This window comes from Candidatus Jidaibacter acanthamoeba (assembly GCF_000815465.1).
Classification (GTDB): Bacteria; Pseudomonadota; Alphaproteobacteria; order Rickettsiales; family Midichloriaceae; genus Jidaibacter; species Jidaibacter acanthamoebae.
The window spans coordinates 159204-181352 of the sequence record NZ_JSWE01000092.1 but is presented as its reverse complement, the minus strand read 5'-3'; the positions used below and the strand labels follow the sequence as shown (position 1 = coordinate 181352).

Annotated in this window: 24 protein-coding genes and 1 tRNA gene; 5 read left to right on the top strand and 20 right to left on the bottom strand. The window is 35.1% G+C overall.

Annotated elements, in window-relative coordinates:
* Genes NF27_RS03860 through NF27_RS12365 form a run of 4 tightly spaced genes read right to left on the bottom strand, consistent with a single transcriptional unit; the run spans nucleotide 1 to nucleotide 3209 of the window.
* Entirely contained in the window at nucleotides 1-390 is a 390-nt protein-coding gene (locus tag NF27_RS03860) for a hypothetical protein (protein WP_039455900.1), read from the bottom strand.
* A 5-nt stretch (nucleotides 391-395) separates the two neighbouring features.
* On the bottom strand, nucleotides 396-2519 hold the full coding sequence (locus tag NF27_RS03855) for a protein kinase family protein (protein WP_039455899.1): 2124 nt from the start codon (nucleotides 2517-2519) through the stop codon (nucleotides 396-398).
* Nucleotides 2520-2525: 6 nt separating this feature from the next.
* Nucleotides 2526-2990 carry a thioredoxin-dependent thiol peroxidase gene (gene bcp, locus NF27_RS03850; protein ID WP_039456086.1) on the bottom strand — a complete coding sequence of 155 codons (465 nt, stop codon included), beginning with the start codon at nucleotides 2988-2990 and terminating at the stop codon, nucleotides 2526-2528.
* 60 nt (nucleotides 2991-3050) lie between these two features.
* A complete protein-coding gene (locus tag NF27_RS12365) occupies nucleotides 3051-3209 on the bottom strand; it encodes a hypothetical protein (protein WP_161791794.1) in 159 nt (52 codons plus the stop codon).
* A 280-nt stretch (nucleotides 3210-3489) separates the two neighbouring features.
* On the opposite strand from NF27_RS12365, the gene NF27_RS12360 reads away from it, so the two are divergent.
* A complete protein-coding gene (locus NF27_RS12360; protein ID WP_161791793.1) occupies nucleotides 3490-4317 on the top strand; it encodes an O-antigen ligase family protein in 828 nt (275 codons plus the stop codon).
* Nucleotides 4318-4319: 2 nt separating this feature from the next.
* Here NF27_RS12360 and NF27_RS03840 read toward each other — a convergent pair whose 3' ends face one another.
* From NF27_RS03840 to NF27_RS03770, 14 genes are all read right to left on the bottom strand, one after another.
* A complete protein-coding gene (locus tag NF27_RS03840; RefSeq protein WP_039455897.1) occupies nucleotides 4320-4736 on the bottom strand; it encodes a DCC1-like thiol-disulfide oxidoreductase family protein in 417 nt (138 codons plus the stop codon).
* Nucleotides 4737-5038: 302 nt separating this feature from the next.
* Nucleotides 5039-6391, bottom strand: a complete 1353-nt coding sequence (locus tag NF27_RS03830) for a tetratricopeptide repeat protein (RefSeq protein ID WP_039455892.1) — start codon at nucleotides 6389-6391, stop codon at nucleotides 5039-5041.
* 385 nt (nucleotides 6392-6776) lie between these two features.
* Nucleotides 6777-8855, bottom strand: coding sequence for a leucine-rich repeat domain-containing protein (locus NF27_RS03825; RefSeq protein WP_039455890.1), 2079 nt, complete (start codon nucleotides 8853-8855; stop codon nucleotides 6777-6779).
* Nucleotides 8856-9002: 147 nt separating this feature from the next.
* On the bottom strand, nucleotides 9003-9836 hold the full coding sequence (locus NF27_RS03820; protein WP_039455888.1) for a DUF2163 domain-containing protein: 834 nt from the start codon (nucleotides 9834-9836) through the stop codon (nucleotides 9003-9005).
* A 5-nt stretch (nucleotides 9837-9841) separates the two neighbouring features.
* Complete coding sequence (locus NF27_RS03815; RefSeq protein WP_239647816.1) at nucleotides 9842-10453, bottom strand: DUF2460 domain-containing protein; 612 nt, start codon at nucleotides 10451-10453, stop codon at nucleotides 9842-9844.
* Nucleotides 10425-10793, bottom strand: coding sequence for a hypothetical protein (locus tag NF27_RS03810; protein ID WP_039455886.1), 369 nt, complete (start codon nucleotides 10791-10793; stop codon nucleotides 10425-10427). The genes NF27_RS03815 and NF27_RS03810 overlap by 29 nt, the downstream gene beginning before the upstream one ends.
* A 29-nt stretch (nucleotides 10794-10822) precedes the next feature.
* Nucleotides 10823-13573, bottom strand: coding sequence for a hypothetical protein (locus NF27_RS03805; protein WP_039455884.1), 2751 nt, complete (start codon nucleotides 13571-13573; stop codon nucleotides 10823-10825).
* 65 nt (nucleotides 13574-13638) lie between these two features.
* A complete protein-coding gene (locus NF27_RS03800) occupies nucleotides 13639-14334 on the bottom strand; it encodes a hypothetical protein (protein ID WP_039455882.1) in 696 nt (231 codons plus the stop codon).
* Between the two features lie 49 nt (nucleotides 14335-14383).
* Nucleotides 14384-14611, bottom strand: a complete 228-nt coding sequence (locus tag NF27_RS03795) for a hypothetical protein (protein ID WP_039455880.1) — start codon at nucleotides 14609-14611, stop codon at nucleotides 14384-14386.
* 11 nt (nucleotides 14612-14622) lie between these two features.
* Nucleotides 14623-15027 (bottom strand): phage tail tube protein, encoded by a 405-nt coding sequence (locus tag NF27_RS03790; protein WP_039455878.1) that lies wholly within the window; start codon nucleotides 15025-15027, stop codon nucleotides 14623-14625.
* A 4-nt stretch (nucleotides 15028-15031) separates the two neighbouring features.
* Nucleotides 15032-15433: a hypothetical protein gene (locus NF27_RS03785; protein ID WP_039455876.1), complete on the bottom strand. Its 402-nt coding sequence runs from the start codon at nucleotides 15431-15433 to the stop codon at nucleotides 15032-15034.
* Nucleotide 15434: 1 nt separating this feature from the next.
* On the bottom strand, nucleotides 15435-15755 hold the full coding sequence (locus NF27_RS03780; RefSeq protein WP_039455874.1) for a phage head closure protein: 321 nt from the start codon (nucleotides 15753-15755) through the stop codon (nucleotides 15435-15437).
* 6 nt (nucleotides 15756-15761) lie between these two features.
* Entirely contained in the window at nucleotides 15762-16289 is a 528-nt protein-coding gene (locus tag NF27_RS03775) for a head-tail connector protein (RefSeq protein WP_039455872.1), read from the bottom strand.
* A gap of 177 nt (nucleotides 16290-16466) precedes the next feature.
* Nucleotides 16467-17657, bottom strand: coding sequence for a phage major capsid protein (locus NF27_RS03770; RefSeq protein WP_039455870.1), 1191 nt, complete (start codon nucleotides 17655-17657; stop codon nucleotides 16467-16469).
* Nucleotides 17658-17770: 113 nt separating this feature from the next.
* Here NF27_RS03770 and NF27_RS03765 point away from each other — a divergent pair.
* Nucleotides 17771-17847 (top strand) — tRNA-Val (locus NF27_RS03765).
* On the opposite strand, the gene NF27_RS11575 is transcribed toward NF27_RS03765, so the two are convergent.
* Nucleotides 17798-18352: an HK97 family phage prohead protease gene (locus tag NF27_RS11575; protein ID WP_084212781.1), complete on the bottom strand. Its 555-nt coding sequence runs from the start codon at nucleotides 18350-18352 to the stop codon at nucleotides 17798-17800. The two genes, NF27_RS03765 and NF27_RS11575, sit on opposite strands and share 50 nt — an antisense overlap.
* Before the next feature lie 62 nt (nucleotides 18353-18414).
* Between NF27_RS11575 and NF27_RS03755 the strand changes: the two genes are divergently transcribed.
* Entirely contained in the window at nucleotides 18415-18705 is a 291-nt protein-coding gene (locus NF27_RS03755; RefSeq protein ID WP_152606836.1) for a hypothetical protein, read from the top strand.
* Nucleotides 18702-19115, top strand: coding sequence for an EVE domain-containing protein (locus tag NF27_RS03750; RefSeq protein WP_039455866.1), 414 nt, complete (start codon nucleotides 18702-18704; stop codon nucleotides 19113-19115). Before NF27_RS03755 ends, NF27_RS03750 begins: the two co-directional genes overlap by 4 nt.
* A 16-nt stretch (nucleotides 19116-19131) precedes the next feature.
* On the opposite strand, the gene NF27_RS03745 is transcribed toward NF27_RS03750, so the two are convergent.
* Nucleotides 19132-20274 (bottom strand): phage portal protein, encoded by a 1143-nt coding sequence (locus tag NF27_RS03745; RefSeq protein WP_039456078.1) that lies wholly within the window; start codon nucleotides 20272-20274, stop codon nucleotides 19132-19134.
* Between the two features lie 207 nt (nucleotides 20275-20481).
* Between NF27_RS03745 and NF27_RS11110 the strand changes: the two genes are divergently transcribed.
* The gene (locus NF27_RS11110) at nucleotides 20482-22137 is read left to right on the top strand and encodes a cobaltochelatase CobT-related protein (protein WP_053332554.1); all 1656 of its coding nucleotides are present in this window, start codon (nucleotides 20482-20484) and stop codon (nucleotides 22135-22137) included.
* The last annotated feature ends 12 nt before the right edge of the window (nucleotides 22138-22149 follow it).

Genomic DNA, 22149 nt, shown 5'->3' with positions numbered 1-22149 from the left:
TTAAACTCCTACCATAGCCTTGTCCGTTTCCTGAGCGATATATTTCAGCTGTGCTTCTTCCAAATTGTGAGCTGCAATCACTCCTTTGAAATCATAACCCTTTTTAGTTAGGCTTTTTGCATACCAATCCTTTGCGAACGACCCGATGTAAAGCGAGAGTACTAAAAACAACAGCATAAAAGCATCCTGATTGATTTTAGCCCAAGAAAACAATAAATATAGTATAAAATACGCTAAAAAGATAAGTGCACTTGTGCACCACATGCGACAGTAAAGCGCCCATACCCAGCTGAAGCAGGCTGCTCCGACTGAGAATTCCTCTTCAATATAAATCACATCTTTGAAATAATCATTAACTTGCTTTTTTGAAAATACGGAAAAAACTTTCATAAGTGTTATAATCCTCCTGATATTGCAAGTATTATACTAAATAATACAATAATGTAACTAACTTTTACCGCTATTTTTAATCCCCACTCCTTAGCTTCACGCTCTATAGTATATTTATCTTTTAAGCGTTCCAGTTCTTTATTTATAAAATCTACACGAGCGGTAGCTTGAGTAAAGCCTTTAATATCTTGCTCGAGGTAATAGATATCGGTAGCGCTTTGCTTAATTAGATTTAAATTACCTTGTGATTTTACTTTATTAATTGCCGCAAAAATGTCTTTCTTTATTGCCTCGCCTTTAATAACTTCATCTAAAATAGTTTTGATTTTTTCGGCATAAAGCTCGCTTAAATTTATAAGCTCTTTTACTCCTGTCTTTTCCTGTGCCATACCTAGAATCATTAGGCTTATAAAAGTTTTGTCCTTCTCCAGCATATAAAAACTTATAAGTTTAGTTACCCTAAGCTCCTCAGCAAGGCCGATTCTGCTTGCTACAAAACAAAGTAAGTTCTTTTTCAAAAGCAGTTCGTCAATCTCTATGCTTTGCTTATCCAAATAGGTTAAAATGTCTTTAATTCCGTAACATATTTCCCCTCTTATTACATGGCTTTGAGAGGGCAAAGAAACATTAAGATCATAACAGCATCTTTCAATCCCAAACCCGAACCCTGCTTTTCTTATATTACCAGTTGCTTGCTTAAGGTCTTTTAAACCGGTTGCATAGTCTTTATTTTTAAACCAAATTGCAATCTGTTCATAATATGAGAACAAATCTACAAACAAGCTATTGGCAATAAATTGTGTGATTTCATTTTCTTCATTATTAATGCTGTATATGAGTAATGCCCCTAAACTTTCTTTATAAAAAGTTAAATTTTTATATCTGACAGGTCCGTCAGGATCTAAAGCAATTATCACTTTTATTAAATGCTCGTCCTCTTTAGAAAATAAGGAATACGAAGAAAATCTTTTTTTCGCTATCTCCTGCAAACTTTCTAAAGCTTCGATAGTTAGTTGCTCGGAAGCACTTATATCCAGCCATTTCACTAGTAATGACTGCTTTATAAAAGCTTTTGCATCTTCCCAATTGAGTGCCAGGTCATAAGCAAGCGGAGCTTTATGAAAATATTCTTTTTCCTTAAATATTACCGGGCGAGGCAGCGCCGGCTTTTCAAGAACGGCCGGCAAACTATAGCTGCCGTCCATTAGTATATTTTCAATATCTTTAAAGCCCCATCTGATGTTTTTATCATCCGTTACTAATCCTTTGAGCAAATCCCCTATAGTACCGCCGAAATGAAAATGCTGATTTAAAAAGCTGAAAGTACCGTTTTGTAACTTACTTTCCAGTATGTTTATATGCTTTATATCTTCAAAGAAGATTTTGGAAATTATACTTGAGATTGTCATGCCGAGTGCATAATAATCCACGCTTTTATCCCCCTCTCCTTTTCCCCATTTATGGCATTGTGCCCTATTTATCGTTTCATAAGTATCTTCTTGGCAAAGTCCGTTTAAACTTGATATGCATTCGGATACAATAATTTCATCATTTTCGTCTAAGAAAATTGTAGAAGGATTAATATTACCATGCACGATTTCAATACCGTGCAGATCCTTAATTATCTTATTAAGCGGAGCAACTATCTTTTTAAGTATAAATTGATGGGAAAATTCTCTCCCCTCTTTAATTAATTCTTTTAAAGATTTACCGTTAGGCTTTTCACATATTACGCATAAAAACCTTTCTCCTTGCTCTCCGATTGCGGTTATTCCTATTTCCAGCGGTCTGATCAAGTTATAAATAGGCACTGCTTTTAAGACAATAATTTCCGCAAGTCTTGTCGGTATATTTTTCTTAAATACTAAACAATAATAGTCTTGGCTGCTTGTACCTGAAACATCTTTTGCAGAGTAGGCATCGGCATTAGGAGTGGAAAGACTTTCTATTTTTCCCCCGTTTATATCAATTAAGTATTTATCCGCTACTAAATCAACCGTTTCACTAATACCGATTATTTCACAGTTAATATCCTTCAGTTCGGAGCGGATTTTGCCTAAAATGCCGTTTAAACTTACTTCCGTTATATTCGGTGCTTCCGAAATTAATTTTGAGATAAAAAGGGTCATAATTTACTAAAGCTTCTTAATCTCCTTTAACACTTCATCTATATGGGTTTTAACCGAAACCTCAGGCCATATTTTTCGTATTATGCCCTCTTTATCAATCAAAAAGGTACTACGTGTAATACCCATATATTTCCTACCCATAAAGCTTTTTTGCTCCCAAACTCCATATTGCTCACAAACATCCGATTCATAATCGGAAGCAATTCTAAATGGCAGACAATGTTCCCCGGAGAATTTGCTGTGGCTTTTTAAATCGTCTTTGGAAACTCCTATTATTTCAGTATTCAACTCCTTAAATTTCAACATATGATCTCTAAAGTTTTTTGCTTGGGTAGTGCAACCCGGAGTGTTATCTTTAGGATAAAAATAAAGTATTACATTTTTTCCTTTAAAATCTTTTAAGCTAACACTTTCGTTTTCACTGATGGGCAACGTAAAATCTATTGCTTTATCCCCTTCTTTCAAACCTATTGCCATTTTTTTCTACTCATATTGCGTTGTTATATCTTTCAAGTTATATAAAAATATGCTTCAAGCAAAGATTTTTTTGACATTTATTGCATTTTCAATGAAAGTATTTTTGAAATTTCTTGAGCTATTTAAAGTGTATACGTTATTTATTAAATTTTTAATCTTTATTACTCCTATTTTAGCAAGCCTTGCCGCTCTCTCATCTTCGGCTGTATTCATAATATATTTACTTAGCTTTTCTTATAGCCTTGTTAGAATTGATGAAATTTTCTCTTCCTTTAAAAAAAATAAACTTTTGGTGCTTAGCTTATTAGCATTCTTAAGCTTTTGTTTTTTAAGTGCTTTATATTCTTTAAATTATAAAAGCACCCTTTTAGAAAGTTTAAAAGTTTCGGCGACTATTCTTTGTGGATTTATTTTGCTATTTGCTTTTCGCTCAAAGCTATCCAACACTAAACTTTTTTTGTTGGGTTATCTGGTTGCATTAGTTTTTTGTTATATGGAATTTATCTTTGACGGAATGATTATAACTAATATTAATCATTATCTATTAAATAAGACTATATATTTTGATCCATCTTACCTTAATCGCGGTATGACATTTATTGCAATTGCCGTGTGGGTTGCAATTATTCCCTTAATTCAGAATAATCGCAAAATCAGTAGTTATTGCTTATTGCTCTTAAGCTTTGTTATCATCTTTATTTACACGAGTGAATCAGCTAAACTCGGTATAATAGCCGGAATAGTCACTTATATTTCAGCTAAAATATTTAAGCATACTTTTGCCTCAATTTTTCAAGTCGGAATAGTTGGTGTTTATATTTTTATTCCAATTACACTCTGCTGCTTAATTTATAATACGCACGTCCAAACTTTGTTTCAGCATATTCCATGGTCATTTGAACATAGGATTTATATCTGGCAAAATGTGCTCGATTTAATTTCACTTCGGCCGCTTACCGGCTATGGTTTTAATGCAGCAAGGATTATCTCTGAGCTAAACTTAAGCTCTATGATGATCGGTAGCACAAGTATCAGCCTTTTACCCCTCCATCCGCATAACGGGGTTATACAGATATTACTTGAACTCGGAATTATTGGTTTAGTTTTAAACCTAACGGTTTGGCTAAGTATTATAAGAACCGTTTCTCTTACATCTTCTATAGGAGAAGATTTCAAGCCGTTTATTTATGCTATTCTTGCTACATATATTACCATTTCCCAATCAAGTTTTAATATATTTATGAGTTGGTGGCTATGTTTGATCTTCATTATTGTATTTAACTTTTTGATTTTAAGCAGAGTTGAAGATAACAAAGAATAAATTTATTTTTTCTCCAAGTTATTAATTTTAGTTCTGCCCATCAATTTGAAAAGCAAAATGTTACGTATACTCCGAAAGAACGGATACAGCACTTTAGACATTAAGTATGATTTAAATACAAAATAGTTAATTTTGTTAAACATCCCCGCCCGAGTACTAAGCAGGGTAAGAATATGTATTGCTTCACTGCCGTAATATAGTGAGTCATCAACTTTTAATACCATTCCGTTATCAATATCCCAGCCGAGCTTAGTTATTTCATCCATTACACTACTTGGTTGACGGGCATCTACCAGAGTTAAATTGCCTATATCCTTTTTAATTCTGATTGCGCGACAATACATATCACATAGCGGGCATTCATAATCATAAATCAGCCATATACCTTTTTCAGCTTGCTTAGTAGGTGTATCCGTCATCTTTTTAGCCCGCAAATACCTATTAATTTAAAAAATCGGTCTATCCCTATTTCTTTTTTTAAACTAAAATTATATTCAAAATTAGAGTTAATATAAAATATTATATTATTATTACGTATAAATCTAAACTTTATTAAAAATAAATTGATAATCTGATCCAGCTTTGAATTTGAGTACCCCTCTTCAAACTTTAGTAAATACCATGATGAATAAAATTTGTAGATATAAATTACTTCTACAAAAGAAATAACAAATATAATGAACTCTATCATATTATATAATCTCCTTCTTTCCTTATACCCTTAAAAATACTCAGGGTGCTTTTGGCGTAATTTATCTTTTAAAATTTCCGCACCTTTGTTCATATAATGTTCGGGGTTTATTTTATAAGCCAGGTCAAGAATAAACCATGCTTTCTCAGTATCATACGCTTCAAAAAATACTCGGCTTAAATCAACGTAAGCACCGACTATAAATGGGTTTTTCTGCAATGCTTTTAACATATAATGGTAGCTCTCGTCAAATTTGCCTAGGCTATAATGATTAGCCATAAAAATATATAGCACATAACCCTTTTTCGTATTTTGAGCAGCCGCTTCTTCAAGCATGGTAAGCGCATTATGCGTTGATTCTTTTGAATTTTGGCGATCAATTGCGCTCATTACTTCGATTAATTGCTCATCATTATTATCACTTATGATTTTCTTGAATAATTCAACCTGTTGCACTCCATATTGCAACATATATTCATTTGCAGTTAAAAAAGCGCTAAGTCGATCCTCTTTAAGTAAATGCTCTTTAATTTCATTAATGAACTGCTGTTCGGAAATTTTTAAGGAGCCATATTTTACTGCATAATACAGTTCGCAAATATTCTTACCGATACTACAATCTTCGCGATAATTTACGGGAATTTTAATATCGCCTTCTTGAAAGCTTATACTTTCAGGCTGGATTGCGACGTCTACCCGGCGTTCACCCTCAAAACCCGGTTTAAAAGTATAATTTAATTTTTCAAACAACTTTTCTCGTGATAAATGATCTTCAATCATAAACGGATGAAGATTTTGAGTATAGAGAATATATTTAAAGTACATATTTTTGAACGCAGCAGGTATAATAAATGAACCCGTTTCAAATTCCGCAGCTTTTTTACCATTAAAAAAGAAACTCGTGTTTTGTGTTTTTGTTTTTTGAACCATTTTGGAAGTAACCGCGGAATCTCTACCTATGGAAAAAGCCATCTCCAAATCGAATTGCCTAATTTTATCCGAAATAATTTTTCGTTTTTTCGGAATTGTCACTTTATCGTCCTTCTCCAACCGTTTAAACAGTTCGTTTAAGAACTCTCTGTTTTGCTTTTCCTTACCCCTGAAATTTATAATATAATAGATAGGTACGCTGTCGTAGGTTTGCTTTTCGTGGTTAACCGTATATTGATAGTTATTTGAAAAATCATAAATTATCTCGCGGTCAGCTACTCGTATTGAAAATTTATCGGGTGCAAGACTAACGACTGCTAAACTTTCTTTGTCATTAATACCTTCTGAAGTATCGTGAATTTTAGTTATTTGAGCAAACTGCAATACCTCGGCACTCGCCGAAACACGAAAGGATAAGCTTAAAATTGCTATAAGAATCACTAGTTTAAACATATCTTTCTCTAAAAACTTAAAATTTTCTGTATTATATCAATATTATTCATGATATTCAATAAGTTATTAGCTTTAAACTATAAGCACACACTACCCGACCCTCCATAGCAACAATGTTACAAAAATATATTACTAATAGCTAAATGCTCGGAATTATGACTACTTTCATGTAAAATCGCAATGTGAATTCGAAGAATTCATAAGCGCACTCCTTCGTGCTCCGAAGGAGCACTCATGCCCCCCAGGCACGCGCTTACTCTTCTTCCCTATAATGTTACACAATTGATTTTGCTTATCATTCCTATTTACATGTCGGGTAGTGTGCCTTAAGCAATCAATTTATTTTCGAGACACAGTCATTTTCACTTAAGTTGAGAACTAAAACTTACAGCCTTCCGCAATCGCTATTGTGTTCATTAGTTTTTTCTTTTTCTTCTTCCATACGCCTGCGTTTAAAGTTATTAGGATCTAACGGACTTGAAGATACGGGTAATTCTCTTTTAATCGTAAGTTGCCCTTCTCCAACTATTTCCATTTGCTGCGGGTAGCTATCCTGAGGATATAAACCTGTATATTGCAGACCATTTAGTTGCGATAACAAAGTATTAATATAATAATCCTTTTCATTCAATAGCCGTTGCTGCATCCCAATAATTTCTCTTAATCTACCAATCTCATTTGCTTGAGTAGTTAATTGTTGCTGTTGTGCTTCAATAGTTAATTGCTGTTGTGCTTCAACAGTTAATTGCAGGCTATTACTTCCCTGTTCTGTTTGCTGTTTAAATTTCCCTGGTTTAATATCACCAGGTTTTAGAAAGCTACATATATACGCTGTAACCTCTGCTGGAAGAGTAAAGCCTGAATTGAAGGTAACTTCTTTACAAACTCCGTATAAGCGTAAATAATTTTCCGCTAAATAAGTTATTGCTTTTTTATAAACGGGTCTTACACTTTCCAAGACTTGTAAACTCAGAGCAGGATCCTTAATGGATTTACTTATAAAAAGATCTTCTTTAACCATAATTAGCTGTAAAATCCTCAGGTTCTCGTCAGGGTACTCAGCAGCTTTAATCAGAAAAGGTTCGTCTTTATGCATCAACCTTTCCAGGGCTTCAGAAATTGGAGGAAACCCTAGCAGGATTGTAGTAGCCGACCTACTTTCTTTCTTCATTTTTTCTAAGATTTTCGAATGTGCAGGGTATTTTTTTTGAAGGGAAGAGAAATTATTTTCCAGGTAAACTTCCTTAAATATAACGCTCTGAGTTTCATATGGTAAAACTAATGAAAGTGATAAATCCAGAACACGGCATATTTTTAATGCATCTTTGAAATCGGAAAAAAACTTATTATTATTTTCATTTCCTGAAGCTTCTTTATAATCATTAGCACGCTGTATATTATCAATGAATAAATATATAAAATTCGATATATCACGAATATTAATATTAGCACATTCTACCTCTAATAATTGGTGATATATTTTAGAAAGCTTGTTTAAATCATAATTTTTAGATCCAATTTCTCCCCATCTATTAAAAAACAATGAAATAAGAGGATTAATATGCGGAATACTATTAAATTGATTAATTTTATTTTTAGGCAGCATTTTTTCAGTTAAATGAATTTTTAAAAATGATAATCTGTCTTTTAAATAATTTAATAATATTTCCGCTTCTTCAGGAGAGTATTCATTCCCTTTTAAATAAAGTGCATTAATTGAAGTATTTTTATATAATGCTACAGCTAATTTTTTAAACAAGCCTTCTCCAAAATTATTATGTGATAAATTAAGACTCTCAATGTTATAATTACTTGAAGTAAGCAAGTCTTCTAGAAACTTAATTTCTTCTAAACCGAGTTTATTACGAGAGAGATTAAGTTCAGATAATAATGGTTGTTTTTTTAGAACTTCAAATAACCTTGCAGCATCCTTAAATTTATGCCCCAGTGATAATCTTAATGACTTAATATGTCTTCTCTCTAAAAATTTAACTACTGAGTCTTCTATAACCTCTATTGTTCTTAAAGTTTCTTGCTCAGTGCTTTTTTTATAAGATATTACGTATATTTCCAACTGATCAAGGCTGTTATTTTTGCTTAGAGCTTGTGTGAAATTATTAGCAACCTTTTCATTTAGATTTTTAAATTTAATATTTAATGATTTAATATTTTTGTTAACAATTAAAACTTGAGATAAGTCGGAAATAACATTAACTGAATCTGTTAATATTTTAATTGAAGTAACTGTTGAATTAGTTTTTAAAGCGGCGAGTACTGCTTGGAAATCTTTAGTGCTGATTTTATTATCCTTTAAATAAGCAACCGATCCTCTAAGACTTAATGACGTACATTTTTCAAGCTCTTCCCTCACCTTTGATTCAAGGGGTTCATGTAGTCTAGTAGTTTTTAATTCCATTAATTTACTAACAGTAAATTCACAAACAGTAAATTTAGAACCATACATTTTACTATCTCTATTAAATTATAAATTTTTTAAAATTATATAATATATAAAGTATAATACAAGTTAAAATAAAAAAATTAACAATATAGAAGGGTAATCCTTTAAATCATATGTAACGGAATCCTATTATTTAATACCTTACCTGCATTAAACCTTAAGCAGTTTAGTTATTCCCGGGATGTGCGGCTCTCCTCTAAAATTAATTGCATTGTTAAATTGCTTATAACAAGTTTCAAAAGATTTATTACACCCAGCGGTGATTTCATAACTGTCACCTGCACTCGGCTTATGAGGCAACGGGCTTGCAAGCACTATTTTTCCGCTTCTCGTATAACTTTGAATTTCTTTTGCTATACCTTGGTTTGCCCCGGTTAAAAACTTAATGCTACCGTATTGAAAGAAATCAGATTCCTCTGCGCGATTAATATCAATTAAAGTATTATTACTTTGAGCCTCGGTTATACTACCCGAAAAAGTATATTTGCTTAAATCTGCTTTACATTTTTCATCACCAAACTTAGCTCGGCAGCGGTGAGAATAAAGATCGCCGATGTTTTTATTTAAAGCATGGGTCAGTCCTTTTACTTCAGCGATAAACATATTATCTTTGATACTAACTTCACCAAACCAACCTCGCTTCAAGTGAAGCTTTCCCGCATTTAAATTTTCATAGTTAACTAAAAATATTTCAATCTCGGCATGATCATATTTTCCGGCAATTAAGTCCTGCTTTAGGATAAGCTCATTATCCAACATACCTTCAATCTCAAGGTTATCGGGAGCAAGACCGGAATTACTTAAAACCGCACTAGGAGTAAACCCGGAAGCTGAATGGTATGTTATATTATTAATATTAAGATCCTGATCAAAATCAGTAAAACCCAGCTCTTCGCCGGATTTTAATTTCAGCAGCCAACAAGTGGCGAATGCTGTAATTTCCTGCTCTAAAAGCTCGGCTAGTTTGGGGGTGATTGCGTTCATAGGAATTATACTCTTATTTCAACAAGCGGAATATTATTTAGTGAATGGGTTTGATAAGCTTCAATTGAGGTAAGCAGTGAATCTGTATCAAACCTCACCGGCACATCAAAATTAAAACTTGCAGTAATTTTTACATCTGCCGCAGGAGGAGTTTTAAAAGTTACTATCCCTGAAGTATAATCCACTTCTACCTCCTTATATTCATTATCATCTAAGAAAATTTTGACCTTGCCGGGCACCGGTTTAGAGATTATTCTCTGCTCTTTAACTGCTACTGTTTTATAGGTTTTCACCAGTTGAAATGAATTTTTCTTCCCATCCCCAATGGCGATCAGTTGGTTTTTAGCAGTATAATCATTCCAATCTTTAAACCTGAATCCGATTGCCTTACCTTTACAAATTCTGAAAAAAGCTATCAGCTCCTTAATATGCTCTTCGGTTTTTATGCCGTAAGCAACATTATATTGATTTCTTGATTGCTGCCAATTTATGTTCCTTTGCTCATATCCGCTAGTCATCGTGATAACATCGGTGGAGTAGCAAGGGCCGCCGCTTGATCCATAGGAAATATTTTCGGGGAAGCGTTGTTCAATGAACTTTATTTTTTTCTCTTTCATAGCGTTCTATATAATTTTTCATTACGTTAATATCTGCTTCAGTGATTAGATTCTCATTTGGCTCTTCTTCTTTAGGTACATCTTCTAAGCTTTTGACGAGCTCAGTGCCTATAATCCTATGTTCCATAGGGAATATTTTGATTATAAGCGAGCTAACCTTAAAAAAGGTGGCAAGAAGATCGTGTTCCTTAGAGTTATAAAGCTTTAATTTCTCTAAAGCCTCCTCGTCGCCGATTAAGGCGAGTTCTATGATATTCATCACTTCATCGGAGATTGAGCGGATGGTTGAAGCCGTCAGCTTTTGTGCCGACAGCAACTTGGTTAACTGTTCCTGGTTCATTTTATTATATTATGTGTTTGTTGATTTAACTATAGCGTCCTACTGCCGTTTTTACCTGATTGAGGTTTGACACCATTTGCCCACCCAACTTTTTTATTAGGGTCTTCAGGTTTTGAATTATCTATATTAGTCTGATGTGAATTGGCTGGTGATACCTCATCCTTACCTTGACTTGAAGAAGTAACTTTAGCGATTTGTTTGATCGCTCCTTGCGCTTGTTGCTCTGCCATTTGTTGTTTTGATAGCGTTTGTTCAGGTATCGGAGAAGATAGCGGTGCCGGGGCTGTTGGCTGTTGTCCTTGCTGCTGTCCTGCTGTTGGTGATGCTTTAGCTGCTTCTAGTTCTGCTTGTGTCGGTCGTGGCGGCACAGGGGGTGATGTCGGCTGCTGTTCCTGTTGCCTATGCTGCCCTAAAAAATTTGTTTCATGACTTTCCACCGGTGGTTTTTCAGCTTGCCCCTGTTGCTGCTGTTGCTCTTGTTTCAATTGTTCAGTCTGCTTCTTCAGTTCATCGGATGCCGCCTTTTTCTCTGTAGTAGTACCTTTACCTTCAACTGCCGCAGTTGTAGCTTCTTTATCTTCCTTCTTAGACTCCTGTCCTTTAACGTCATTCCGCTTGGCATCGGCAGTGACAGTAGTTTTAGAATTAGCCGTATTTGCTTTTTGCATACTTCCCGAATTATTAGGCTGATTAACTCCTCCCGTAGTAAGAGCTGCTTTTGTGAAGCTGCCCAGTTCAGGAAGAACTCCTGTTGCGGCTTTCACATTTTCCATTAATGTTTTATCGGTAAACGGAGTAGCTACAATAGCCCCGAGCGCCGCAGTTCCCTTTAAAAGACCGTTCACCAGATCACCGAACATGCCCATCGGAGCAGAAACCGCCTTAGCGATGGAATGGCCGACCGGAGAATTGAATACCTTAGCTACTTTATTTGTTGCTACCGTTACTGCGGCAGCTGCCCCAAAGGTCACCAACGGTAAAACAGCGGGAGGGAAAAACAGCATGGCTGCAATCAGTAACCCTGCCCAGATCATCATCATGGTTTTATTAGACGGAGTAAATTCATCTTTAAATGCATCGCCGAATCTCCTTAAAAACCCGCGTTTTTTAGGTTGTCCGTCATTTTCCTGCTGTGCTTGAGCATATTGATTTTGAGTATTTTGCTCCTGATTTTTGCTTATATTATCCCCTTGCTTAGTGCTTTGTTGCTGACCTTGCTTAGGCTGATCCTCAACTTTTTGTTCCGTTATCGCTGGATTTCCTGGAAGGTTTGATTTTTCTTCATCCTCTTTTTTCGCTATAGGTTGGCTATCTTCTACCGATTGTGGTATCACAGCTTCTTCCATATTTTCTGTCTTTGCTTGCGATTCACCCCTTGCCCTTGGCGGAAGTGGAGGAGGTATATTTGATACGTCATTATTGGGATTACTCAATCTATTCTCAAGCTCTTCTGCTCTTTTTTTTATATTTACACCTGCCATTGCTATTTCTTCTTGAACTCTTTTCGCTCGTTCATTACTGATTACTTCATTTTGAAGGGCTGTATCAGAAATAATTTTTACCTCTTCCGTTGCGTCTGGGTTTTCTGCCTGTGTTTGTGTTTCGGAAGCTAAATTCAAATTACGTTGTCCGGCAAGCTGCTCAGTTTCCTTTACATTATTATTAATCACCACTTCTTGGGAAGGAAGATTACTACCATTCGACCTTTCTTCTTGTTCCTTTACTAACTGAGCAACACTTTTTTGCCCTGTACCCGCTTCCTCATAAGCTTTTGTAATCTCTTCCCCGGCGTTGGTTTTATTAATATTTTCAGGCTGAACTTCAAAAGATTTTTGTAATGCATCTCGTCTTTGCGCTAAACTTAAGGGCTCTTCACCGGCTGCTGCTCTAAGCTCTCTGATCTCTTGCTCGGCATCAATTTTATTTGCATTCTTTTCTTGATTGTTTTTGACTCCTTCCTCTAATGCCGCTTTTCGATCCGCTATGCTTTTTCCGCTTTCCCTTATAACTCGCTCAGCTTCTTCAGTGTTGGTTGCCTCCCTCGCTTGAGAAGCTTCAGAAACATTATTAATAGTTTTTGAGCTATTATCAGAACCTTTATCATTTACGGGCTGTGGTACCGCCTTCTCTGAAATAGGTTTATCTGAGGTAGCTGTTTCTAATATAGGATCTACCGTTACTCTCGCCTTCTCTGCTACAGCGAGTCCGGCCTCCATTGTAGATTGCTTACCGTTATCCGCTACTTCAGGTGAAGGTGTAGTATTAATTCCATCACTTAATGATTCATTAACACCTCGCATTGCTGCTGCTAGTTCATTAGCTGCATTTAATAACTCCATTGACCTGATTTTGTTAGGTAGAACCGATTTTTTTGTCTCTATTTTAATTGCATTAATTACCGGGATTTTATCTACTGAAGGCTTTAAAGCTTCAAAATCATCTTTAATTCTAGAGTGTTGTTTTATATTTTCATCTAAGCTATTTGTAAACTCCAATATATTTTGACCTATGGCTTCCCGATTATCTCCCTTATAATTATTCGCAAAATTCAACACACTGCTCACAGCTTCAACCTGCTCGCTTACATTCTGCACGGGGATATTTTTATAAAGTTCCCGCATAGTTGAAAATACGGCGGCGAATTTTTCAGGGTTATCCGCAACTTCCTGCATATAGGCAAAAGTATTTTTAAAAGCTATAGCCGGATCATTTTTAGATTCACCTAAAATCCGTGCAGTTCTTGCTTCTAAATCTAAATTCTGTTCAAAAATCTCTTTCATATACTTTAGCCGAAATAAAAAATTATAATTTTATCTTAATAGAAAATAGTTAACAAAATATTAACTTAAAATGAAATACTGGGGGTTTTTTGTGAAACATCGGGAGATGTATCGGGTGATTTAATATTATCCGAAAATTTCATACTTTTACTCATTGCATCCAATACGCCGAATTCTTGTCCAAGTGAGGCTATATCCGCTTGAATACTCTTATTCTGAGCCTGTTGGGTTTTCTGCATTTCAATCACTTTTTCCTGGTGCTGCATTGAAAACTGTCGATCTTCTTTAAACTTTTTGGAATCTTCAATTTTACCCATCACCGAAGAAGTGGGCAGATCTTCTCTAACCGCGCCATACAACTCATGCGGTTCTAGAAAAGTTGTCGCACTTTCAAGCAGCGAAACCTCAGCCATATTTTCTGCGCCTCCGATCACCATATCTTTAAAACTTCTGTTACGATTTAACAGCCCACTTTTATATTGCTCAAGAGCTGCGGTAGCCTTCCCGATATCACTGATTCCATTACTGATTTTTATATCTGCAAGCAATTCTTTATCGGCAAGTAAACTCACCTTCTTCTCGATAAAATGCGATAATTCATTTAAGAGAGCGCTTTGTGATTCGCTTAATTTAGCATTCGGCAAAGGTTGATACCCGTTTTTAAGCGCATCTTTAATTTCGCTTAAATAGTCTTCATTATTTTCTTTAAATTCTTCATGCTTTTTGAAAAAAGTATAAAACTCTTCTTTAGAATTTACCATATATTACTCCCTTTTCCCCATTCTTTTTAATTCTAGCATATAATATTTATTATTTAAGAAAAAATTGTAAAGCCGCTCCGATAGTTGCTATAAAGGTGGAAGTTTGAATAAGTGAAACTCCGATAAACCATTTAAGCAATTCCGACCTCAAATGGGCTATTTTTATTTCGATTCTAAGAGCAACTTCCTGCATATTATGCTCAATTTCCTTATCTCCTTTAAAAGCTTTCTTTTTACTGATTATATTTCTAAAATAATTCTCTTGAACGTTTTGCATATGTATTTATTTCATTGGTTAATAGTATGTTTAATCAGCCCGGAACTAACCAGACCTATCTCAAATTCAATGAATGAATCAAATTTTGCGGTTACTTCGTACTTAGCAATTAAAAACTTTCCGCTTATCAGTCCGCTGTCCAGGTATATCCTGCACTCTAATTCACTATTATTGAAAGCTAAGCTTTTCAGTAGATTCTGCGCTTCACTTTTATGATATTCTCCTCCCATAGAAACAGTTAAACTATTTGTAGAGGAGGCAGGAAATTTGGTTTTCCAATTAGTATCCAAAATACTGTTTTCATTTAGAAATTCGTTTTGTAGACTAAAGTCATATATTTTTACTCCTTTAATCCGGTAGCTTTTATTTTTAATATCAAAATAAAAAGCTGAATTATCAAAATCTTGTGCTGTCATATATTTAATGAATTGTTTCTATCCAGAATTTTACTTTAATTTCTCCGCACCATAGCCTTTCAGCTTTAAGAAAGTTTATTTTAGAACCTAATATTCTTATTTTCGAGACAATGAAGTCTTGAAAAACATTATTTAAGGTCGGTAAATAATCTTCGAGCAGGTCAATAATTTCAACACAGGTTTTGCTGCTTATATCGCGAGTCATAACTTCTAAGCTCACGTTAAACACCCTGCCGTTACTTGAGACGGATGACCAATCCTCAACTATAAGATTACTGAATTTTACTACCGGTAAGCTTACTTCTTCAATTAGCCCTGAATATACACCTGATATTTTGCCGGATAATTTTTGACAATTATTTAGTGCCCCTATTAATTCTTTTTTAAATGATATTATAGATGTCATGTTATTCCTCTCTGCAATAGATGATTTGAAATATATCTGCTTGGTTATGATTTATGATCTTTTCAATTTTGAATATTTGCCGGTTAAATTTTATCCGCATATTTTCCGTGATATTCTCGTTGTAGCGAATCACTATGCTATAATGCCCTTCTTTTAAATCTACATGAGCCCTATGCTTAACATTTCCCTTATGAGGAGTTACGGCCGCCCAGACGGATATACCGTCATGCCAGGTATGAATACTGTCGCCTATGTCATCACGAGCTAATTTATAAATTTGAAAGGTAATTCTTTTATTTAGTTGAGTAAATTTTGGGTTCATAGCTGTTTATATTTTTAATTTTTTAAACGGGTCATATCTTTTCATATCGAAACTTACTTTAGTACCGCGCGACTCATACAGGTGAGCAACATGCTCGAGTAAAATTGAACCCAAATGAGCAGGAATTGCTGCAAATGAAGAACCATATCCACACTTACATATTATATCAATTTGTGCTGCAATCGGAGTGACGTGAAGCAATAAACAATTCTGATCCAAGCTATAATGCTCGAGCCCGTATTTCATTTTACTCCCATCATGATATCTTATCTCCACTTGCTTTATGTTTTCTATAGGTCGTATAGGCAATTCAATCTTATAGGTTGCAATATCACTAAATTGGATAAGCCATTCCTGATTGATTAAAGCGAGCCCAGTATAATTTTCACACACTTCGACAGCGGCATTTATCATTGTTTTAATTAAATCGTCATCGGTATTATGTTCTATCTTGAGAAAGTTTTTAACTTGCGTTATATCAAGTGCCAACCCATGCTCTTTATTCAGCCTTCTCATTGCTTTAAATTTTTTCATAATTTTAGTGGATTAATCAATTATTTAATATTATCTTAATATTATACTTTAAGGAGCTAGCCGGACGCATTTATATAAACCAAATACACACACAATGCCTCCAACTAGATTACATCCCCTAAAGCTTTAGCGAGGGAAGGGAAATATTAGGGAGATAAAAATATCTCCCTAAATTCATTAAGCACTAAGCTTCATTATCTTAAGAGCTTCGAAGTTAATTACATCGCCCCCTACTCTCTTAGTGGTATAGAATTTAACGAATGGTTTATTGGTAAACGGATCCCTTAAAATTCTTATATCCTGTCTATCCGCTATTTGGTAAGCATGCTTGAAATCACCGTAAATAATTGATAAGCTACCGTCTTTCATGCTGGGCATATCCGCTGATTCAACCACTTCTGCTCCGAGTAAAGTATTAGGTACCTTATGCTCAAGAGCCGGCTGCCATAAATATATCCCGCTTACCGGGTCCTTTAAAGTCCTTATGCTTTGCATTGCATCACGGCTCATTAAAAATTTTGCATTATTTGTATAGGCATTTTTTAAACTAAAAAATAATTTAACTATACTTTCCGCGGTAATCTTGCCGTTAACCGAAGAATGGATCTGCTCAATTTTACCCCATTCTTTACCTGCTCTGTAGGTAAGCATGCCTTTTGGTTTACCTTCACCGTCTCCGCTTATAAATGCTTCATTTTCTTTTCTCTCAAATATGTCAATCAGCTTATTAGCCATCCAGGATTCAAGGTCAATGCTGGTATCATCAATAAGTTTTTGAGTGAGCTTAGGCTGTGCATATAATTCATGCACTGGTATAACTTTTTTAGATAAGTTCAGCTGAGTAGATTTATCAAGATTATCGACTTCCTGCGTCCATCCGGCATTTGTTTCCGCTCTATCTTCAATTATTTCTAAACTGCTGCTTGAAATTTCGGCAATACTCGCAAGTTTTCTGATAGGGGAAAGTTCCCTTAAAGCTTGAGCAATTTTCACCGCCATTTTGTTAGTAATAAGATAGCCGCTGTTTCTATCGGAAAGCTTTGCATGTTTTTGCTCAATATTGATCAAATCATGCTCTATTCCTTTTCTTAAGTAGTTACAAAAAGCCTTACCGTGGTTCTGCTCATCAATGTTATTATACTCGGCTTTAACTTCAGCCGCCGGTCTTGAGAGCGCAGTTTCAATTTTATTTATGCTTTTTTGATAATGATCAATACTGTCATTTAACCGCTTCAAGTGCATCTCGGTTAACGGGTCAGCTGTGCCGTGTTTATTAACTTCAGCAAGTTTTCTGTCATTTATCACTTTAAACTGCTCCCAGTTTTGAGCTAAAGTATCAACTTTTTGAGTAATTTCTCCAATGTTCATATAGTTCCTTTATTTAGTTATTATTAGGTTTAATTGTTATAGTGATTTATTCTCGGCATTAGCCTTGAATTCTTTTTATTTCTAAGTTATAAGATAGCATCCCTTGTTAAAAAGGGCGATTAGCTCAGATGGCTAGAGCGCTACGTTGACATCGTAGAGGTCACTGGTTCGATTCCAGTATCGCCCACCAAAATTCGATTTGCTCTTTCTAAACTTTGCTTCAGTCTCAGATAATCATCTTCGCTTTTTATGTAATTAATCTCGGCATATTTATTTGCCGGGAAAGTAACCAGGCTGATTTCTATTAAATTAAGCTTAGTAAGGTAACGTGTTTGTTTTTCGATAAAGTAATCAACAATGGTATATCCTATGCTTAGGCCTTTAATAATTTGATTAGTAATTAATGAATAGGCCTCTCTTGCTCTATTTAGATCTAAAAGTAACCTACCCTCAACTAAAAGTCCTTTTTCATCTTGGGTCATCTTATTAATGGTTCCGATTGGCTCGTTTTGATCGTGCTGCCACAAAAGTTTTATATTCTGGTTCATCTTTAATGAATCAGTGAACGCACCCGGCATAATAAGATCATTGTGGCTATCTTTCACATTAAAAACAGAAGCATAGCCTTGAAAAAATCCTTCCTCGTTAATATTTTTTTGTAGCAGAGAATTGTGCGCTGTGTAATGATAATTCATATAAGGGGTTCTCAAATAATATTTTTAATATGCGTTTTTTTATAATTTTTTTATTGTTACCAATGCTTGGATTTGCGAAAGTATATCAGGAAATTACTGATCCTAAGATGCTTGCTTTTCTTAGTGTAGCGGGGCCTCAGCCTGCAAATGAAATAATTTTACAGGATGATAGCAGAATGTGGGTACACGGCTGTACTGCGGGCTCGAGGGTTACTATAAACGATGTGTTAGCCAAGGCCGGCGAATACCAAATAAAAGATAGCGACCATATAATAAAAGTTGACGAAAAGGGCAAATTAGTAGAATCAATAAAGAATATAAAAAACATTACATGCATAGGAACTCCAAGTTGAATTATTGGTTAGCAAAAAGTGAGCCCGGGGATTATTCCTGGGATGATTTAAAAAGAGACCAAACCACAAGATGGGATGGGGTTAGAAATTATCAAGCTAGAAACAATCTAAAGATGATGAAAAAAGGTGATTTATGTTTCTTTTATCATTCTATCCATAAACCTGCAATTCAAGGAATTATGGAAGTAATACGAGAGCATTACCTTGACCCAGGAGACGAAAAACAAACCTTTGTTGCGGTTGATATGAAATATGTCAAACCCTTAGCTCGTCCTGTTTCTTTGGCTGAGATTAAGCAATACGAAGAGCTTTGTAAATTACCTCTCCTTAAACAATCCAGGCTTTCAGTGATGCCGATCAAAAAAGAAGAATGGGATTTTATATTAACTCTCGCAAGTAAAGCGCTATAAACTTCCGATTCTTTTTTTATAACTTATCTCCTTCTTTGAGAGGCGCAAGTCCGACTGCTCGCTTTTCGTTTATAGTCATGAAGCTTGCGTTTTGTACTCTTTCCCAAATTGATTCACGCCTTAAAGCTAATGCACTTATGCTATCGGTATCATAGGTTACCATATATTCTCTACCGTAAACCGCTCCGAACCAACTGCTTAAATGTTCACAAATATTGGAAATAAGCGGAATAATAGTTTGCTCCCATAGTGCAAGCCTTGCTTCCACCAGGTTGCTGTAAGTGTTATCCCCCGGAATTCCGAGCAGTTGTGGCGGCATCCCGAAAGCAAGTGCTATATCGCGAGCGGAACTGTGCTTAGATTCTATAAAATCCATATCTTTCGGTGACATGCTCATTTCTTTCCATTCCAAACCACCTTCCAGAATTAGCGGTCTTCCTGCATTATTTGCTCCCGTAAAATTCTCATCAACCATATTTTTCAGGCGGTTAAACTGCTCTTCACTCAAATTTGCCGGATTACCTTCACTATTTTTGACCGTTATTGCCCCGCTCGGCCTGGCTCCGTTTTGCAGCAGCGCCTGATTCCATGCTCCTGCCTGGTTATGCTGGTCAATACTATAGGCGGCGGATTCAATTGAGGATAAGCCGTACCAATCAGAAAGAGGGTGAAAATTTTTTATATGCAGAAGTGATGAATACCCCGTGATCGGATCAACATTATAATCTACCGATTTACTGCCTACAGTATATCTATAACCTGAAGGCATAGAATTATGCCCGGCAATTACAGCTACTCTATCCGGCCTTAAGGAGACCAGTTCTTCAATCCCTCCCCGTTCAGAGCCGATTGCCAGCAAATAGGCATTACCGTTTATCAATCTGTAAGCGTAGATTGACTCCATTAGCTCTTTACCGCTCATTACAGGGTTAGGATTGTTAAGCAAATCTAAAATCGGGTGCTTCTCTATCGGCACCTTCCCGGTTTCATTTGTGAGATATAATTTAAACGGAACACTCGCTGCACTTTGCGCAATCATAGTAATTGAGCGGTGGGCAATCACATTTTTCATATAGGCTTCACTTGCAAAAATCCGGTATTCCCTATCCATCCATACCGGCTTATTAAGCGCATATATATAGGAGCTATCAAGATTCATATGCGCAAAATTTCGACCGGCAAAGTTCTTATAAAGAAATTTTTCTTTAATTTTTTTAAACATATAGAACAACCTTTTTATTTAACTTTTAAAAAAAACAGGTAATGATTAAGTAAGGTGATTTTTAAAAGCTATTAATCTTATATTTATTGTTATAGTTGATATAATATTAATACGGAAGTCCCCCCGACCTGATAAATTAGAAAAATGTTAAAAAATTTAGAAAAACATCAAGAATCTATAAAAAAATCCATACGTGCAATTGCACATGCACCAGATTTAAGCATTAATTTTAGTAGTGGAATTGAAAATACTGTTTTTGAAAATAAACATGTTACTCTACCCCAAATTACCTCTCCTAAACAACTAGAATTTATAAAGGGATTAGCTGATTCTGCAGCTTTTAGGTTAAAATTTGATGTAAATTCTTATACCCTCAATCCTCATATAAAACATGAAAAATGTTTAGCCCATTTAATCACGGCAAGGTGCGAAATTTTAGGCATGGAACAATATCCGGGTACAAAAAAAAACATATTGGTGAAGCTTCTTGAAACCCAAAAAATAAATGATGATTACACCCAATTCTTATATACAGGGTTACATTACTATTTAAATAATTTTGCTATTGATCTATCTCCGAAAACTAAAATATTTGTTGAACAATACAAAGAATATTTTGAGCATTTAAAACTTGCTCTCAACGATAAAGAGGAATTCCTAAGTGCAGCGAAAAACTTAATTAATATCTTACCAATTAAGAAAGAAGAGAAAAAAGCTCAAGTGGAAGTCATGGATTCCGAAACACCTATAGAAACCGTTTCTCAACCTCCCGAGTACATTCCTACCGAAGAGAAGAGTTCGTTTAATTTAAAAACCCCTACCCTGATTGAAGGTAGTCAAATAAATCATACATCATTTTTGGATAATAAGATTTTAGATTATAAAATATTTACTACCGAATTTGATCAGGAAATACCTGCCGAGAAACTGGAAAGTATTGAAAAACTCAAAATACTGCGTGACCAATTAAGCTTAAAAACTGCCGGCATACGCAAAGAATTTGAACAGCAAGCAAGAAAATTTAAGCAAAAACTTATGGCACGAAGATTTTGCAAATGGGAGAAGATGCATGAAGAAGGTGTAATAGACAGCACTAAACTTGCCGGCCTAATCAGCAATCAAAAACTGAATAATGTTTTCAAAAAATTTAAGCAGGATAGCTTAAATGACACCATAATTACACTGCTTATTGATAACTCAGGCTCAATGCGAGGAAATAATATTGCAACCGCTTCAATACTTGCGGATTTATTAAGCAAAACACTAGATTCCCTACAAATTAGCATAGAAGTATTAGGCTTTACTACTCTTGATTGGAAGGGAGGAAAAAGCTTTCAAAAATGGCTCGGAGCCGGCACACCGAAAGATCCGGGTAGACTAAACGGCACACTTCATATCCTCTATAAAAAAGGTTTTGATTCATGGAGGAAATCCTATCGCAATTTCGGGCTTATGCTTAAGGAAAGTATGTTGAAAGAAAACATAGACGGGGAAGCATTAAAATGGGCAGCGGAAAGAATTTTAAAACGTCCTGAGAAGCGTAAGATTTTAATAGTAATATCGGATGGTGCACCGCTTGATGAAGTAACTATTGCTAATAATTCACCCGATTATTTATCTTCCCATTTAATGAATATTATAAAAAGAATAGAAAAAATGCCGCTTGAACTAATTGCAATCGGCATCGGACATAAGGTAGAAAAGTTCTACAAAAACTCAATCAGTATAAAGAATCATAACCATCTCGGCGAAGTACTTTTCAGTAAATTGGATCAAGTTATCAATAAGTTTTTTCGTTAAAATTCCAAACCG